This window comes from Enterococcus gallinarum (assembly GCF_021496385.1).
Taxonomy (GTDB): Bacteria; Bacillota; Bacilli; order Lactobacillales; family Enterococcaceae; genus Enterococcus_D; species Enterococcus_D gallinarum.
This window is the reverse complement of the sequence record NZ_CP050816.1, coordinates 157,610-175,255: the sequence shown is the minus strand read 5'-3', so window position 1 is coordinate 175,255 and position 17,646 is coordinate 157,610. Positions and strand designations below refer to the sequence as shown.

General features: G+C 40.2%; 11 protein-coding genes. All 11 read left to right on the top strand.

The annotated features are described in order from the left end of the window. Positions 1-598: 598 nt before the first annotated feature. The 11 genes from HED61_RS00785 (at position 599) to HED61_RS00735 (ending at position 17,642) form a co-directional block, all read left to right on the top strand. Positions 599-2,329: a SpaH/EbpB family LPXTG-anchored major pilin gene (locus HED61_RS00785; RefSeq protein ID WP_219645455.1), complete on the top strand. Its 1,731-nt coding sequence runs from the start codon at positions 599-601 to the stop codon at positions 2,327-2,329. A 37-nt stretch (positions 2,330-2,366) separates the two neighbouring features. Further along, positions 2,367-6,506 carry a prealbumin-like fold domain-containing protein gene (locus tag HED61_RS00780; RefSeq protein ID WP_219645454.1) on the top strand — a complete coding sequence of 1,380 codons (4,140 nt, stop codon included), beginning with the start codon at positions 2,367-2,369 and terminating at the stop codon, positions 6,504-6,506. A 4-nt stretch (positions 6,507-6,510) separates the two neighbouring features. Continuing rightward, a complete protein-coding gene (locus tag HED61_RS00775; protein WP_219645453.1) occupies positions 6,511-7,182 on the top strand; it encodes a pilin N-terminal domain-containing protein in 672 nt (223 codons plus the stop codon). Between the two features lie 171 nt (positions 7,183-7,353). Beyond that, positions 7,354-9,108, top strand: a complete 1,755-nt coding sequence (locus HED61_RS00770; RefSeq protein ID WP_219645452.1) for a sortase family protein — start codon at positions 7,354-7,356, stop codon at positions 9,106-9,108. A gap of 90 nt (positions 9,109-9,198) precedes the next feature. Further along, positions 9,199-11,364, top strand: a complete 2,166-nt coding sequence (locus tag HED61_RS00765; RefSeq protein WP_219645451.1) for a glucosaminidase domain-containing protein — start codon at positions 9,199-9,201, stop codon at positions 11,362-11,364. Next, positions 11,348-12,649, top strand: coding sequence for a signal peptidase I (gene lepB, locus HED61_RS00760; RefSeq protein WP_171917843.1), 1,302 nt, complete (start codon positions 11,348-11,350; stop codon positions 12,647-12,649). Before HED61_RS00765 ends, lepB begins: the two co-directional genes overlap by 17 nt. Before the next feature lie 8 nt (positions 12,650-12,657). Next, positions 12,658-13,467, top strand: coding sequence for a hypothetical protein (locus tag HED61_RS00755; protein ID WP_219645450.1), 810 nt, complete (start codon positions 12,658-12,660; stop codon positions 13,465-13,467). Positions 13,468-13,729: 262 nt separating this feature from the next. Next, the gene (locus HED61_RS00750; RefSeq protein ID WP_167757180.1) at positions 13,730-14,113 is read left to right on the top strand and encodes a DUF7006 family protein; all 384 of its coding nucleotides are present in this window, start codon (positions 13,730-13,732) and stop codon (positions 14,111-14,113) included. A 396-nt stretch (positions 14,114-14,509) separates the two neighbouring features. After that, on the top strand, positions 14,510-16,018 hold the full coding sequence (locus tag HED61_RS00745; RefSeq protein ID WP_103300362.1) for a helix-turn-helix domain-containing protein: 1,509 nt from the start codon (positions 14,510-14,512) through the stop codon (positions 16,016-16,018). A gap of 329 nt (positions 16,019-16,347) precedes the next feature. Next, positions 16,348-16,947: an MptD family putative ECF transporter S component gene (locus tag HED61_RS00740; protein WP_060813040.1), complete on the top strand. Its 600-nt coding sequence runs from the start codon at positions 16,348-16,350 to the stop codon at positions 16,945-16,947. After that, entirely contained in the window at positions 16,944-17,642 is a 699-nt protein-coding gene (locus HED61_RS00735; protein ID WP_234981407.1) for an energy-coupling factor transporter transmembrane component T, read from the top strand. Before HED61_RS00740 ends, HED61_RS00735 begins: the two co-directional genes overlap by 4 nt. Positions 17,643-17,646: the final 4 nt, after the last annotated feature.

Sequence of the window (17,646 nt, the reverse complement as noted above, 5' to 3'; positions counted from 1 at the left end):
TATCCGCAATAAAAACGACAAACTAACAGTATTGATCCAATTCAAATTGGGGTTATTTCATTAATTGACTCGCCTCATAAATCTCTTGTTTATACGGAGATTTATGAGGTGTTTTTTGTTTTTTGTCTATCAACGAATAGAGAGAAACCGTTAAAAATGCGCAATATGACAAAATAAGTTGATTTATTTTGAATTTTGTCTTTTTCATAAACAGGTCAATAAGTGAAAGAGATTTCTCAATCCCAAATCATGTGATTTTTAACACATATTTCAGAAAAAAACGAAGTAAAATGTCCTTATTTATTAATAAAAATGCTCAAGTCTGAGATAAAAATCGCTTTTATCCATTCATTTCCAGGCGCAAAATGATAAGAATTACTCCTTTTTTAAAAAGATTACTAAGTAAGAATGAGACTCAAATACTTATTTTTTGAAAGGATTTTGTCAGTTCCTAATAGCGAAAATATCCGATAATCTGTTTAGATAATCTTTGCACTTTTTTAGGAGTGATCTTTATGTAAAACGAAAATGTTGGATTGGTTGTTTAGGCATGTGTAGGTTAGGAAAGATTTAAAAAAATATGAAAGAAGGTACAGAAATGAAACGAAAGAAAAAATTAGTTACAAAGTTCGTTGTTGCAACAACTCTTTTCACAGCAGGTAGTTTGGTGGTTCCAGCTGTTGGCACTTTATCTGCCTATGCAGCTACTACAGGTCCTGTTGCAGATAATACTAGCCCTCGTTCTATTACACTTTGGAAATATGAAGTGAAAGATCTATCTGAACTGGGTGATCGTGGCGATGGGGAGATGGATGATACGGTTACAAAGACGCCGTTAGCTGGGATTAAGTTCCGCATACAACGGGTAACGGCAATCGGTGATGCTGCTTTAACGAATCCATTAGATCAAAAAGAAGGAACCGATTATACGATTGACAACACATTTACTGCTCAAACAGTAACGACAGGAGCAGATGGGTCTGTCAAAGCGAATTTGGGTGGCGGCAATGCGGCAGATGGCATTTATTTAGTTACCGAATTAGAAGATGACCGTGGTGTCTCTCCTGCCGTTGCAAAACCAGCAGATCCATTCTTTGTGCAAGTACCTCAAACGGACCGTGAAGATCTAGGCTCATTAATCTATGATGTAGTCGTTCAACCGAAGAACATTATGGAATCTTTGCTTGAACCAGATAAGACCGTTGAAGAAGGAAAAGGTTTCTCCAATAAAGCAGGAAATCATTTCACTTGGGAAGCCAATGCCACTCTTCCAAGCGGACTCTATCAAATTGCAGCGAAAGACATGGTTATTACACCAGTTTATGACAAAGATGGCAATCAAGTTGCGGATATTCCAGTCTCTGCAGGCGACGAAATTTACGCTGACTACTATACGATTCGCGATACATTGAACGAAAAGATTTTGTTGGATGGGTTAACTGTTAATACGAAGACAGATTCCAGTGACTGGGTAGCACTTGAATTTGGCACAGATTATACCGTTACACTGAATGGTGCTAATGTGGCAACAGAACCAGTCACTGACCAATCTGAGAATGCAAAAGCTGTTGCTGTTAGTTTGACTGAAGCTGGAATGAAGAAAGTTGCCACTAATGGCGATACGAAGATCCAAGTTGTTTTTGAAACCCATACAGACAAAGACTTCAATGGAACCATTGTCAACCACATGGATGTAGATTATTTAAGTCCAGGATTAAAACCGGTTGAAGTACCATCTCCACCTGAAGAAGACCCAGAATACTACACAGGCGGATTTGACATCAAGAAGACAGCAGAAGACGAAGCTAAATTGTTAGCAGGGGCAGAATTCCATCTTGCAACAAGTGAAGAAGATGCGAAAGCCAATAAATTCTTAGCTTCTGATGGTAAGTCTTATACATTGAATAACGATGGCTCAGTTACTGACATGCCAAATGGCGTCACTCTTTTAAAAGCTACCTCTGACGATCAAGGATTGGCAGAATTTAATGGTCTTGAGTTGAACTGGTATACCGATACAGACGGTGACGGACAACAAGATATTGGTACCGAGCCAACATTTGATGCCGATCAAATCAAACGTGACTATTGGGTAGTAGAAACAAAAGCACCAGAAGGCTATGAATTATTGAAAGCACCACAACAAATCACAGTCAATTTAGCAAGTGAATCTAATGACATCATTGAAGCAACGATCGTCAATGAAACGAAGACCGATCTACCATTTACTGGGGGAGCTGGAACAACATTATTGATCGCAATTGCAATTGGCGCCATCACAATTGGTACAGCTGCTGTAGTGATTGATAAAAAACGTCAAACAAACTAAGAGGAGTTCAGAAGGAAAGAATGAGGTGACTTAAGGAATGAACAAATTTAAATTGAATACACTTGTCGCCGTTCTGTTTCCGGTTGTACTCGCTTTGCTGATTATCTGGGCTATTCCATCTGCCTCTACGTTAAGGGCAGATGATAGTGGTTCTTCTTCGGTTAATGAGGATTCAAATGCGGAGGTGATCGTTGTTCCAACCACTGTGACGGATAAGAGTTTGCAAGAGTTGACAAATAAGGAATACACACCCAAAGATTCCTTAAACAAACCTGTCTACTTTAGTGAAGCAACGTCAGAGGAAATCGGAACTACTGCTAGTTCTCCTATTCAAATGGGAGAAGGCAAAATTGGTTTGAAAACAGGAACAGCAACATTTGATACAAATGATAATCCTGGGTATGACTCGAATGAGACGAATACCATTGTTCGTTCTCATGATCAAATAATATATCTCGTTTCATTTACGATTCAAAATAGTACGAAAGATCAAGATTACACCAATATTCGTTATCGATTGAAAGCGACCCTCCCTAATGCAATTACCAAAGATAGTAATGGCGTTCCTCAAGTCAATGGAGAAATTGCAAACGGGACTTATGTTGATACGGGAGCAGGTGATGGTACCCAGTATTCGGAAGGTATCATGGAATCGACGATTAGTGATACAGGGCAAATCTTTGTGCCAATCGTAGTGAATGTGTTCGATGCAAAGCATGGGACGGTGATGCAACCGACTTTTGAGTTAACCATAGTAGATGCTGAAAATTTGGAAAGTGGTGTAACCGAACCCATTAACAGTGTGTATGATTCTGAATTTGCGGTTCCACAGACAACGGTTTCTGCTAAACCATCGGTAGAGATTCAATTGGTTTCAGGGGATCGAAAAAAAGGAACAGATGTATTTGGTGGAAGCAATGCCAATCTAGATGCATATGATATCGGGGCAGTTACTGTATTGCGTCCATTGGAAGGAAGAGCTACAGGTGATTATCGAGGCGCCTCCTTCCCTACTGGACCAATCACTTACACGATCAAGCAAAAAGGAACCTATCAAGTCAATGGAAGCTCCACTACGAATAATTTAGCGACTTCACAATACGCGAATTATTCGATAGGCGCTTATGCACCAGCAACTTATCAGCGGACGCAACCATTTATGAAAAACGTGGGCACGGTAAATACCAATGTATTTACCGCACCATTAGCGATTCCCAATGCCAATACTGGTGAGATTTATTCTACACAGCCTAAAGGATTGCTGGAAGAGATCGGTGTCTATGAATCAGGTAACTTTAACGTTACCACTAATGGCGATGTCACCAACTCCGATTATGCAGGAGTGGTCAATCCATATACGTACCTCATGACTGGGAATAGAACTACTAGTGGTTCATCTAAAGCATTTTCAAGTTTAGAGCTCATTATGTCTTGGGACCGTACTCAAACAGAAGCGATTGCTCGAACAAGCAACTGGAGTCGATACGATATGAGCTTTTATGTGGATTCTGTTTCCTATGATGGGGTGACAACTTCCAATAATTCAAGTATTTCATATCCTAATATTGTCACAGCATCTGGGGCGTATGTTTGTGGACCAGTACTAGCAAAAGCAAGCAGCTCAGATATGCATAGTTGGTTGACTAATTTAGCACTAAATCAACCTAGTGTTTCAACTAATACAGGAAATGCGCGGTTATCTTCCGGTGACTCGATTGTTGCTTTTGATTTCATCGGAACAACCAATGATGAAGTCTTTGAAGAAGATACCATACTAATGTGGGATCCCAGTGCATTCGCATATGATACTTCGAGACCGTCTGTAATTGAGCCTGTATCCGATAAACCAAAATTTATGTATGGTGTTGCGAAGAATTTTGCAAATACTGCTCCAGTAACAATGCAAGTTCAATCGTTCGGTGTGACAGAACAGCTATATAACTGGTATGCCACACCAGAAGAGGCAATAGCAAGCGGTGGACAAATATCTGCCGTTGCTGCTTATGTAAAAACATCTGTTCCAACGGGATGGAAAGGTATGCCGAGAATCCCGTTGAAGGTTATTCAAAAACAACCCGGCAACGTGACTCCTGCAGGAAATCCTTTAGTATTACTGAGCACACATCAATTTAAAGATAACAATGGAAATATTCTCTATGATCCTTTGGCAGGCACGACTGGAACATACTTACCAACTCAGTATAATGCTAGCGGAGAAGCAACCTCTATTCCAATGACCTATTATTGTATTTTTGGTGAATCAGCCTATGTGAATCCCTTCAGTATTGTAACGAAGACAGAAATCGAAAAAGAACTCTACGATACTTCTGAAACAATTTCTATAAAAGTAAGTGGAACGTTGACAGGAACGAGCACCGTTGATTATGACGGGGCATTGACGACAACATTGCCAAAAGGAATCCACTATCAAGCCAATTCCAGCAAGGATGCTATAGGAGAGTCATTACCCGAACCAACTATTACAACGAATGCTAACGGAACAAACACTCTTCGTTGGGCCTTCTCAGATATGCCATTGACAACTGGTGTAGAAGTGAATTTCAAAGCAACATCTGATTTTCCAGAATTGAGTTTTGATTCTAGTGGATTTACTGACAATTTAACAGTCTCTACTGTAGGGGAAATGTGGCGAGCAGATGATACATCAGTAAAAGACGAAACGGATGCAGCAATTCGATCTTCATCAGACACGTTCAAAGAAAAACTGATCCAACAAGTAATCGTCAGCAAAACAGGAGATAAGAAACTCATTGAAGTGGGAGATGATACACCGGTTGGGGTGACCGATGCTATCAAGTACACAATGATTACAAAGAATGAGTCAGCACAACCTATCCAAGACGTGAGAATCAGCGATGTGCTTCCTTACGATGGGGATTCCAGAGGGACAATCTTACACGGTAGTTACAATGTAACAGATGTCAGTGTGGATGATCCTGATGCAGAAATCTATTTTACCACGGAGAAAGCCAATGAAGAGACAGATCCGAATGATATTGATGATTGGACACTCTATAATGCAGGAACGTCTGACATCTCTAAAGCCAAAGGATTTCTAGTGAAAACAGACTCATTGCCTGTTGGCGAGACACTTACTTTGACAATTACGATTGATCCAAGTGGTCAGAAACCAGAAGATGTCTTGGTCAATAATATTCGCTTCAACTCTCATTTAGACATGGTGGTTCGCTCACAAAACTTTGAAACTACTGTCTATGGTCGTGACCTTTCCGGGCTTGCATGGTATGACGATAACCTTGATGGGTTGATTGGTAATTTGGCAAACGGAAATGCAGAACAACCTGCCAAAGACATTCCAGTGAAACTTTACCGCACAAGTTATGTAGATGACACCTATCAAAATGAATTAGTCAAAGAAAGCTTGACTGGGGAAAAATTTGTTGATGATGCGGGCAATTCTTTGATCAAAACAAATGCAGAAGGGAAATATCTCTTTGCAAACGTTCCAGAAGGAGAATACATCGCGGAATTTGTGGTTGGTGATCAAGTGGTGCAGAAGAAATTTTCTGTAACAAAACCACTCGTTGGGGATGATCCAACACGAAACTCCAAAGCGGATCCAGACACATTCAAGACTGCAGCGTATACAATGCCAGAATTAACGGATTTGGCAGCCGATGAAAATCTGAAGGATAATCTTCACCATATAACAGATGTCAACATTGGTTTGATTCGTGCTTCTACTATCCGGTTATTTAAATACGAAACAGGAACTGCAGTCGATGCCAATGGTGACGGACAGCTGAGCGATGTAGAAAAAACATCTGGTAAACCTTTAGCAGGTGCGACGTTTGATTTATACAAAGGAAATGATCAGACCGAAAAAGTCGCAACAGCAACCACAGATACGAACGGTTATCTGAACATTACAGGTGTAGCACCTGGAGCATACAATCTTGTAGAGACAAAAGCACCTGTCGGTTACGAATTGATCAAAGAACCGCTTAAAGTCACGATTACTGAAGGGAATCAAACAATTCTCGTTTATCAAGAAGATGATCCTGCGACAGAATTACCGCAAGCGGGGGCCAATGGGCCAATGGTTTGGCTTTTAGGTATCGCAAGTGCGTTTGGTTTGGCAGGAATCTGGGCGCTGTTTTATTACTACCGTCAGCTTGGAAAGAAAGGAGCGTAATCAAATGAAAAAAAATATCGTTTTCTTTCTCTCATTCCTATTTCTGATAGGACTAGGGTTAGCTCCGCTTCATGTACAGGCTGATGAAGCTAGTAATGAGTCTTATGCGATTTCGATACAGAAATATAAGCTGAGTGATTCAGCCCTTCTGTCCACAGATCTACCTATGGATGGGACAAAACTAGATAAAGTGACAGATGGAAATGGAAATGCACTCGCACCTTTAGCCGGAATTTCCTATGAAATTACCCGGGTGACTCCGGTACAAGGTCAATCAACGTTTGAGCCTATCGTTGGAGTGGATGCATTTTCGATCACTGTCACTACCGATCAAAACGGATTAGCCCGTGTTGCTGGTTTAGCCAGCGGAACCTATCAAGTGGTGGAAAAAGACAATAATTTGTTGCAGTCAGTGATGGAGCCGGTCATCGTGGAATTGCCTTTGCCGCAGCGGGAGGGAGCAGCGCTAAATGAAGTCTTCTTATATCCAAAGTCTAGTGTGGTCGACTCTCCAGGAACGACACCACCTAGTCCCGACGGCGGAGACAATCAGCGCTTGCCTCAAACTAGCGGCAGTATCGGCAATGCACAGCCTCTGTATTTTATCCTAGTTTTCATCCTTGTGATGGGTGGGATCGGCATCAAAGTTCTGAAAACCAAGCATCATAAGTTTTAGTGGATTGTTGTGTGGGGTAGTCCTAAAAAAACTGCCCCCATTTTATAGAAAAGGACGAACAGGCAAATGGCTGTCACATTTGTTTTAAAATCATAGCAATTATTTTATTCCCGTACATACGTTTTGACCGAAGAGAGAAGAATCGGTCGCAAAAAAATAAAGGAGGATCACATGAGGAAACGTCAATCACGAAGAAAATACTCTTTCTTAATGCTTTTTGCCATAACGATGATCACAGCTGGTTTCCTTGTGCTCCTTTATCCAATCGTAGGCAATTATTTATCGAATCGCGAACGTAGCCAAGCAGAGTTGGCTTACGATCAGACAATGGAAGAAACAAGTGAAAAAGAAAAAAAAGAGCAATACCAATTGGCTCAGAAATACAACCAATACATTTATGAAAAGCAGCAAGGGAAGAATCCAGAACCAATCGTTTACAAAAGTGTTTTAAAGAATCGCTCCGGTGTGATGGGAACGATTGACATTCCAGCAATCGATATCAAGAAGATGCCATTCTACCATGGAACTTCCTATCAAACATTGGATAAAGGACTAGGGCATTTCGAACCAACTTCGATTCCTATCGGTGGCGAGAATACACGTTCAGTTATTACAGGACATAGTGGAGTCAAGAATCAGGTTCTTTTTACAGATATTCGGAATCTTGTGGAAGGTGATTTGTTCTTTATCAATATTTTAGGAGAACGTTTGGCGTATCAAATCACTTCTTTTGAAGAGATTTTGCCTAGTGAAGTAGATAAAGTAAAGATCAATGCCGGAAAAGATGAAGTAACCCTGCTGACCTGTACACCTCCAGGAATCAATACCTATCGCCTGCTGGTGACGGGAAAAAGAGTTCCCTATTCTTATGCAGTAGAGAAAGCAGTAACGAAACGGAACTTGTGGAGTTATCAAAACATCGTTTTAGGAACGATAGGCATCAATTTGATCTTATTCTTGATTTTGATGTTGAATTACCGCTATTGGTTAAGATATTTTCGTTCGGAAGATCCGCAACGTTCGCAACGAGGACGAAAGAATTTGAAACGTTTGTTGTTTGTGACTAAAGCGTACTTTGCCCTTATTTTCGTCACGATGCTGACGATTTTAGGAATTGCGTTTTATGGCTACATGCAGATGCAGCAAGATACACAAGTCTCAGCAACAGACATTGGTAGTGAACAAACGTTAAGTGATTATAATTTGAACAAAATCCAGCGGGCAAATTATGAAGAACGTCAAATTGCTAGTGTAAATGTTGCTGATTATGCTTTAGCAAAAAGTTCCCTCCAACTTTCTACCAATAATTGGGGGATCGGCAAATTGGTAATACCTGATCAATCGATCGATTTACCGATTCTAGCAGGATTGGAGAATCAAAATTTATTGACCGGAGCAGCGACCTTTCGGCAAGAACAGAAACTAGGGAAAGACAACTATGTGTTGCTTGCTCACAATATTTACGAGCAAGATGTCTTGCTCCATCGAATCAAGTTTTTGAAGAATGGCGATAAAATCTATACTACTGATTTTAAAGATGTGTACGTCTACACAGTTTCTTTAAATAAAGTAGTGGAGGAAACCGAAGTCTCGTATATTGCCAAAAATAAACCGGGTGCTGCTCCAAAGATTACTTTGTTACGATGCGAGGGCAATATCGGTACCCAATACCGCCGAGTCGTACAAGGGGAACTGCAAGCGGTCGAACCGATTCAAGGAATGGATCAACAAGAGATGGTCTCATTAGGATTAAGACAGACGACCGCAAAATCAGATGGAACGATCGTAGAGAAGAATCCAGTCTCTCAAGTTCAAAGCTTTGCGATGGTTGTTGCGGCACGCTTCGTTAGAGAACCATTACAGACAATTTTACCCATGTTTTTATTCTTTATGCTGCCAATCTTATTCTTTAGTTTGCTTCGCTGATTCTTGCTTCCAATGAGCAAACGCGAAACTTTGGCAACTGATTGAATGTCAGAAAATCGATACAGTGAATAGAAAGAAGAAGGTGTGATCATGAAAAAAAGTATGCTAGGTGTTTGCGTAGTTGTGCTGGGACTACTGCTTACTCAGAATGCCTTAGGCCAACCATTACATGCGGAAGATCAATCAGCGATCGAATCAACAGTACCAAGCACTGTTCCGACCAGTGATGAGACAGTGCCCTCTGCGACAGAAAATATAGAAGAGCCCGTTACAGCACCAAGTACAGTTCCTAGTGAAGAGATAGAGAATACAATGGAAAATACTGTAGAATCAACAAATACAACTGCTTCTAGTTCGGAGATGACACAACCAGATACTTCTGATTCTGAAACGATTTCTGATAGTCAATCAACAGAATCAAGTAGTGTCAGTAGTGAAAGCACGGCGGATACAGCAATGGATACTTCAGAGTCAAGTTCTTCAAAGCCAAGTACTTCAAAACCAGTGGGGACAGAATCAACAACTCAATCAACGACCTCAACTTCTAATTCTAGTCAGGAGAAACAGTCAACAAGTACAAGCAAAGAAGAGCCAACGGATTCTAAGCCGCAGCCGGTTACTAATACGAATGAAACAAAAAATTCGACCAAACCAGTCCCATCAACCGACTCAACGAAGATTGCTTCCTCTGTGAATCAACCAGTAATAACCAATAATCGATTGCTGGAATCACAGGTTTCTGAGATTTTATCAAGTGTCAACGGGGCATCTTTGGATCAATCTTTTAAGGTAAGTGAAGTGGCAGAATCTGATTTGAAAGGGTTCGAGTTGCCCTTATTGAACAGCTTTGAAGATAAAACCAAAGGAATTTTGGTCTATGAAGGGATCAAATCGATTGGACAATACAAACTTGATGTCGAAAGAAAAGAAGAGTCACAAACAGCCTTACAAACAACAGAGGACTTGATCAATACATTAGTGGACAATCTATTTGGTAAACCATTGAAGAAAATTCAAAAACAGCTGGTGCAAATTGATGAAAAGCAAGCAGGGGACCTGCTTTACAAGAACGATCAATTACTTGGGCTGTATCTAGGCGCAGATTACTACTTAAAAGTAGCTGAGCCGACAGCCAAGCAAATCGAAGAAAAGCCTGAACTAGCTAAACATAAGGTTAGCACCATCGAACGTTTCCAAGAAGATGACACATTCGCAAAAACAGTGAAAGTCCAACGATTAAAGGACTGTAAGTTGACAGAGTATGGACAAAAAGTTGAAGCCTCTTATCCTGCTTCAATGGACTTTTCTCAAAATACGCAAACACAAACCTTTATCCAATCGATCGCTCAATCTGCTCAAAAGCTAGGGTTAGAGTATGACGTTTTTGCCTCGGTCATGATCGCTCAAGCAATTTTAGAAAGCGGCTCGGGTACAAGTCTGCTGTCTACCGCACCAAATTATAATTTGTTTGGTGTGAAGGGGAGTTATCAAGGGGCATCCGTCAGCTTTGCCACGCAAGAGGACCGTGGAAATGGTGAGCTTTACACGATTCAAGCGGCTTTTCGCAAATACCCGAGTTATACAGAATCCCTTGGCGACTACATCTCGCTAATCAGAGGCGGGATTCAAGGCAATAAGACCTATTATCAATCTGTGTGGCGCTCACAAGCCAAAAACTATTTGCGAGCTGCTGATTCCTTGACTGGCACCTATGCCACAGACACGACCTATAATCGGAAGATCAGCTCATTGATTGCTGCTTATCATTTAACGCAATATGATGTTCCAGAATCAAAAGAAAGACCTGGTTCAACGAGTGCAGTGTTACAAGGAAAAGAAGATATCCCTAAACAGTATCAAAAAGCAATGACTTTCCCAGATTATGATGGCAAAAACTATAATTCATCCGGTTCTTATCCAATTGGGCAATGTACGTGGTATGCCTACAACCGTGTTGCACAACTAGGGAAACACGTGGATGATTTCATGGGAAATGGCGGAGAATGGGGAGATACCGCCAGACGATTAGGCTATCGAACAAGCCAAGAACCTCAGGCGGGGTGGTTGATTTCTTTTAGTCCTGGAACAGCAGGTTCCAGTCCAGTGTATGGTCATGTGGCATTTGTAGAAGCAGTGACCAGCGATGGAATATTGATTTCTGAAGGAAACGTACTTGGCGGAACAATCATCTCCTATCGAGTCATCACGAATAGCTTGGCTCGTTCGGAGCTAGTGACTTATGTGGAGCCAAAATAATCATCCTTCAGTCGATCAAGCGTCTAGACGAAAAAGAACGATAGGTTTCATACTTGCATTCGGAGTTGTTTTTAGCCTCTTTTTCGTCTTACATACCCGCTATACGATCCATCCGGTCTCTGGCAGCTCGATGGAGCCGACGATTCAAGATGGGCAATACGTATTGATCGAAAGAAATCAGAAATTCCAACGGTATGCCACCATTGCTTTCTCAGCCACCGAGGAAGAGGGCATGTTTATCAAGCGCATCATAGGTGTCCCGGGTGATAAAATGACCATCCGGGGAAACATATTGATTCTTAGTTTGGAGACGAAGTCCAAATTTGATTCAACCGTGCAGGTGAAATTAAGTGATCAAGTGGCAGAGCAATTAAAAGAGAAAAATGAAATTCCAGCAGGCTATTATTTTACATTAGGGGATCATATGGACGTGTCGAATGATAGCAGAAATTTTGGATTGATAAAAAAAACGCAAGTAGAAGGAGTTCTAAAAGGGATCCTTCCACAAAGTATAAAAGGAGGTCGTCCTATGTTTGTGCTGAATGTTCTGGCAGTTGCGCTAGTTGTCATCAGTTTTGTCATTTTGATGATTCGATTGATTGCGCATTATCGTCTTGAACAAGTGAAGAATCTTGAACAATATCCCGCTGATTTTCGTCGGAAACTAAGCATCTTGAAACAGGAAGAGACGCGAAAAAATACCTTCTTTCTTTTGATTATTAGCGGATTGCTGGGACTTGCGTTGTGCTTGATGATGGTTTCCGTATTTCAAACGGGCAATCAGTTAGACCTTGCTCAGCACCAAGCAGCTCAAGTCGAAAAAGAAGTACAAAAACTCAAGAGTCAGCAAAATGAATTACTCTCAAAAGTAACGGTTCGTTCTTATCCTGATGAGGGGATCGGACTGAAAGAAACAGACTGGACAAAGTTAGTGGACAAAGAAAAACAAAAAGAAGCACAACCGAAGATTGAAACAGAGTTGACACAAAAATTAGCTCCGTACTTCGGCTTAGTACAAGCAATGATTTCTGTGGATGTTCCCTCACAAACGTTGACACTTTCATTATTAGGCGATACAGAAAATGAAGAAAACAAAGAAAAAATCAAAGAAAACGTAGAAGTATTTATAGCAGAGGCGAAGGATATTCCTAAACTGACACAAATAACCATTGAAATCGTTATGACAGTCAATCAGAAGCAGGAGACGATTTATGAAGGGACCTTTTTGAGAGAAAAAGACCAAGAGGATTTTTCTCTCTTAGAAACGAGTAAAGAGAAAGGATAAGGAGAATTATGGCTAAAAATAAAGATGGATGGTTTTTCAAAAAGAAGCTAATTGATGAAATCAATAGTGTACCAGATGAGATGATCTATGGAGATGAATCGGTCAAAGCTAAGGAAAAAGATTCTTTTGTTTTAGAAGCTAACAAGAATCCTGAGAAACCCAACGAATCGCAAAGTGCGGAACCTGTAAAAGAAATGATGGAAGAAGTTGACAAACAGACGCTAGAAGGAGAAAAAAGAACGGAGGAAATGAAAGAAGTAAAAGAGGAGGGCTTGAAAGAAAGCGTGGAAGCTACAGATATAAGTACAAAGGATAATTTGGGCCAAGTTGATTCATTGCTTAGCACGAACCAAAAACTAGAAAGGCAAGTCACCGAGTTGATGCTAGCGGTCCAACGATCAGAGAAAGAGAAACAAACACTACGAGAAGAAAAAGAAGCAATTATCCTTAAACTGCAAGAAGTAGAGAATGCCTACGAACAGCAAGTGAAAAAGAATGATACATTGTTGAAACAACCACTAGAAAAGATTACAGAGCTCACGGAGCAAAATGAGCAATTGAAAAAAGATGTGCAGTACGCACAACAAGAAATCGGGGAAGTGTTGCTGACGGCCAAAAAACAAGCAAGCCGCATTCTAGAAGAAGCACAAATGGAAGCTGATCATTTGATCAGGACAGCTAATCTTGAATTAGAAAGTATCAGCAATAAAGCACACAAGATCTCAATTGAAGTAGAGGAATCGAAGGATACTGTTACCTCATTGTACATGGAGCTGCAAAACAAAGTAAGACAGCTACAGCAAGAAATCGGACGTTAGAAGGGCTTTGAGGCTAAATCTTATCAGGATCGATCAGAAGATCCACTATAGGAAAAACAGAAGAAAAACAGAGGAAAGTCGAAGCAAAGACGGTCTTTTGTATAAAGTTTTAGGAAACAAGACACGATCAATCACCGGAAACGATAACATACAGCAAGAGCAACAAAATATAACAGGGGACGAGGAATAGAGTCAGCCATGACTTTGTTTCGGGAACAGGCGAATGGGGAACGTCTCCCCTCAAATTAATGGAGGAAATGAAATGCTGAGTCAAACATTTAAGATTAATACGATGGAGGATTACCTTGCGTATTTCGTCAATAAAGTCAATGAGCCAATATTTTCCACTAGTTTGCCGATCGTCAAAGAACGTATCTTGGAAATCTGCAGAGAACTAGAAGAAGAAATTGACGGTATCAACAAAGAAAATTTTTTTCAGCGCTGGGCGACCATCAATAGCCTGGAATCTCAAATATGGATTTTGCTAGAATTGAGCGAAGTGACAGCCAAGAAAGGAAAGACTGTCTTTACGGAAGAAGAAGTCGTCATTACAGCTAAAGAGGATTGTCGAAGCTATTTCAAAGAAAAATGTGGGATGACACTTTTAGATGAGACGCCTCATTCATTGCATTTCTCTATTGATTGATAAGAAGTGCAAAGGAAGTCAGCTGCTTGAGAAGCATCGCTTGAACACGTGAAGTGACCGTAACGATTATTCGGCCGATTAAGAAAAGATCACAATATAGTAAGCTCTGTTTGGATGGAAGCATCGAAACAGGTAGGAAGTCGTCATTCAACTTAACAACAGGTCAAAAAATTCGTTTGTCTTGTGAGAAATCAGCAGACTTAGAATTTTTTTCAGCCTTTATATTATGGTGTATGAGCGGTTTTAGTGAACTTCAAAAAAGCAGTACAAAACTTTTGTCCCCCAACAAGAAAAGTTTTTGCTGTTTTTTTATTTTAAAAAGCAAAGCATATAAATTGTATTGCATAAAACAAGATGATATATTGTTTAACTTATCAATAATAAGGAGGCTTTATTGTGCTAGATTCTTTTTTTAGAGGACAGGATCGGTTAGTGCAAAATTTTTTCGTATTCTATTATCGTTCGTATCAGGACACTTACACATATAAAGAGTTGGTTGATGAATTGAATATTTCTTACCCTGTCTTGAATAATGTTTTGGAACAGGTGGAAGATATTCAAAGGGAATATCCGGAATTTATGATCAAGCGGGACAACAAAGAAATCCAAGTAGTTTTTTCGGAAAGGTTTCTGCTAAATAAAATTCGGGTCAACTTAACCAAAGCTACGTTACTTTATACTATTTGGGATGCGATTTTTTATCAAAAATTCAAGTCACTAGAAGCCTTTAGTCAGAGTCAGTATGTCAGTGGTCGTACCGTGCAACGTCAGATTGGTACTTTTGCCCCGATTCTAGATCAGTATAAGTTGGAACTTAATCTAAAAAAGAGTGAATATCTTGTGGGTGAAGAATATCGAATTCGCTATTTCTTCCATAGTTTTTACTGGCATGTGTATGATGAGATCGAAAGCAACCGCCCCCCGATTGTTGAAAAAAGCGTCACTGAAGTCTATCAAAAGTTAACCAACTATTTCCCATTTCTGAGACATGCAGCGAAAGAACGTTTTATTAATCTTTTAGCTGTTTGTGTGACTAGAATCAAGCAAGGCTATGAGATACAAGAAATACCGGAAAGTGTCAGAAAATTTTATAATCCCTTTATGGACAAGGGGACCTTTGACAATGAGATTTTACTTCCTTTTTTTGAAATGAATTTGATCTTTCCAAAAGACTTGCCAGATGAAGAACTGATCTACCTCTATTACATGTTCACAGTTGGCCAAAGCTATTCGCAAGAATCATTGCAGCGGCTACGCCTACAATCACCGATGTATATGAATGATTATCGGAAATTGATTGAAGATTGGATTTCATTGATCGAACAACAAATCCACTTTTCCTTTGGCCAGAATGAACGTAAGCTGCTTTTTATCAATGCTACTTATATTTTTTCTTTCTTATTAACGTTTGGTTTGGGAAATAAAATCGATTCGTTTGGAGATTACATTACGTTGTCAGAAATCGAAAGACAGTATCATTATTGGTTTACGGTATTGGAAAAAATTTCTTGCGACTTAGAGTCAGAAAATAAAGTCTGGTACGAAACGTTAAATTCTAATTCCTTCAAATACTATGCTTCTCAGATTCTGTATTACATTCTCTCCGATTACGATGCACCTGTCAGAGTGGCTGTTGAGTCAAAAAGCCGTGGGATAGAAGAAGAAATCCAAAAACAAAAGTTGGTACGGATGAGTCCACGACCAATCAATATCGTAGGCATCAGAGAAAATCCGGATGTGATCATTTCTGATTACGCTATTGATCTGTCCAAGTATTTTGTAAAAGAGATCCCGTATCTTTTTCAGTGGGGAGAAAAACAGTACTTGCCGGATTGGATTCGCGTGATCACATTTATCGATAAGATCAGAGATGAAAAGTATTATCGTTTATTAGAAGAGAACTAGCTTATTGCTGCACTACAAAAATTCGTAGAATAGCGTTAGCTAGCAGAAAACAAGGTGATCAAATTATAGTACAAGGAAAGATTCATTTTTGAGAAACTGCAGCAAAGATAGAACGATCAAGTCATCCGAGCCGGAATCGTGGACAGAGTCTAAAATATCGGTTACAGGCTTACTGAGTGGCTCGCGCTATCAACAAAAGTGGATCTTTCTTTTTTATTTTTAACCTTAGACTAGATAAGCATCATTTCCATTGTTTCGCGCGGGAATGTGCTATACTAGATGCTTGTAATCGCACCAAGAACCGGTGCTTGAAAGAAGGAGCATAAGAAATGAAAAATTTAAAAGTTCAAGACCTGATTGCTGTCGGGATATATACAGCTATTTATTTTTTATTGATGAGTTTTTGTCTGCTGATTTTACGGTTTGTTATTCCAGGGTTTCATAATTTATTCATTCCAGCCGTTACAGCACTTTTTTCTGGGGTCATTTATCTATTGATGTTGAATAAAGTACCAAAGTTTGGCGCGATCACCATCATGGGCAGTGTGGTAGGTCTCTTTTTTTTGATTTCAGGTCACTTTCCGCTAGCCTTTATGCCGAATATTTTATGTGCAGTACTGGCAGATACGATTCAGTATAAAAGCAAGTGGAAAGGAAGTCTCAAGACAACTATTAGTTATACCGTATTTAGCTTTGGTTTAATGGGTCCCATCTTGCCATTGTGGTTCATGAAAAATGCGTATATTGATTCGCTAGTTGCTCGTGGAAAAGACCAAAGCTATATTGCAGGGGTCTTTGCTCATACTTCCACAGCGATGCTGGTGATTTGCGGGCTCGCTGTACTGGTTGCTTCGATTGTCGGGATAGGCCTCGGTGCTCGACTATATCAAAAACATTTCCAACCAACGTTGCATCAAACAAACGGGTGATCGATGTGACTAGGCTCTCACTTGACCCCAGATGCAAATTATTTGTGACATTCTTTGCAAGTGTCACATTGATGATTTCATTGACGTGGACAAAAGAGTTGATTGTGATCAGCTTTTTGTTTATCTTGTTTCTACTTAGCGGTTTCTGGCGAAAGGGATTGTTGTTTTTCGGGCTGTTTCTATTATTGTCTTTGGTAGAAGTTTTTTTTGCAGGGCAAAACAATTCAATAGTAACCACACTGCTGGATTTCTTTTCCGTAGGGTATCGCCGATTGTTACCGACGATCATGGCAGCCGTATTTGCGATGAGTGGGACGAAAATCAGTGAATGGTTAGCTGCTTTGCAAAAAATCCGCATTCCCTCGTTTTTGCTGGTACCGCTGGCCGTACTGTTTCGATTTTTTCCAACATTGTTGCAAGATGTCAAAAGTATTCGCCAAGCGATGCGCTTTCGGGGAATTGCTTTGAACGGCTGGTCCTATGTAAGACATCCTCTACAGACGGTGGAGTATTTTTTGATTCCTTTATTGATGTCTGCAGAAAATACTGCCACAGAATTGTCAGCGACCGCGTTAGTAAGAGGCCTGTCGGCTAAAAATCCTCATACATCGGTTTATACACTGCGGTTGAAACTTGCTGATTATGTAGTGTTTGGTACTGTGTTACTACTTATTTTTTCGTTTGTAAGGATGTGAAGGA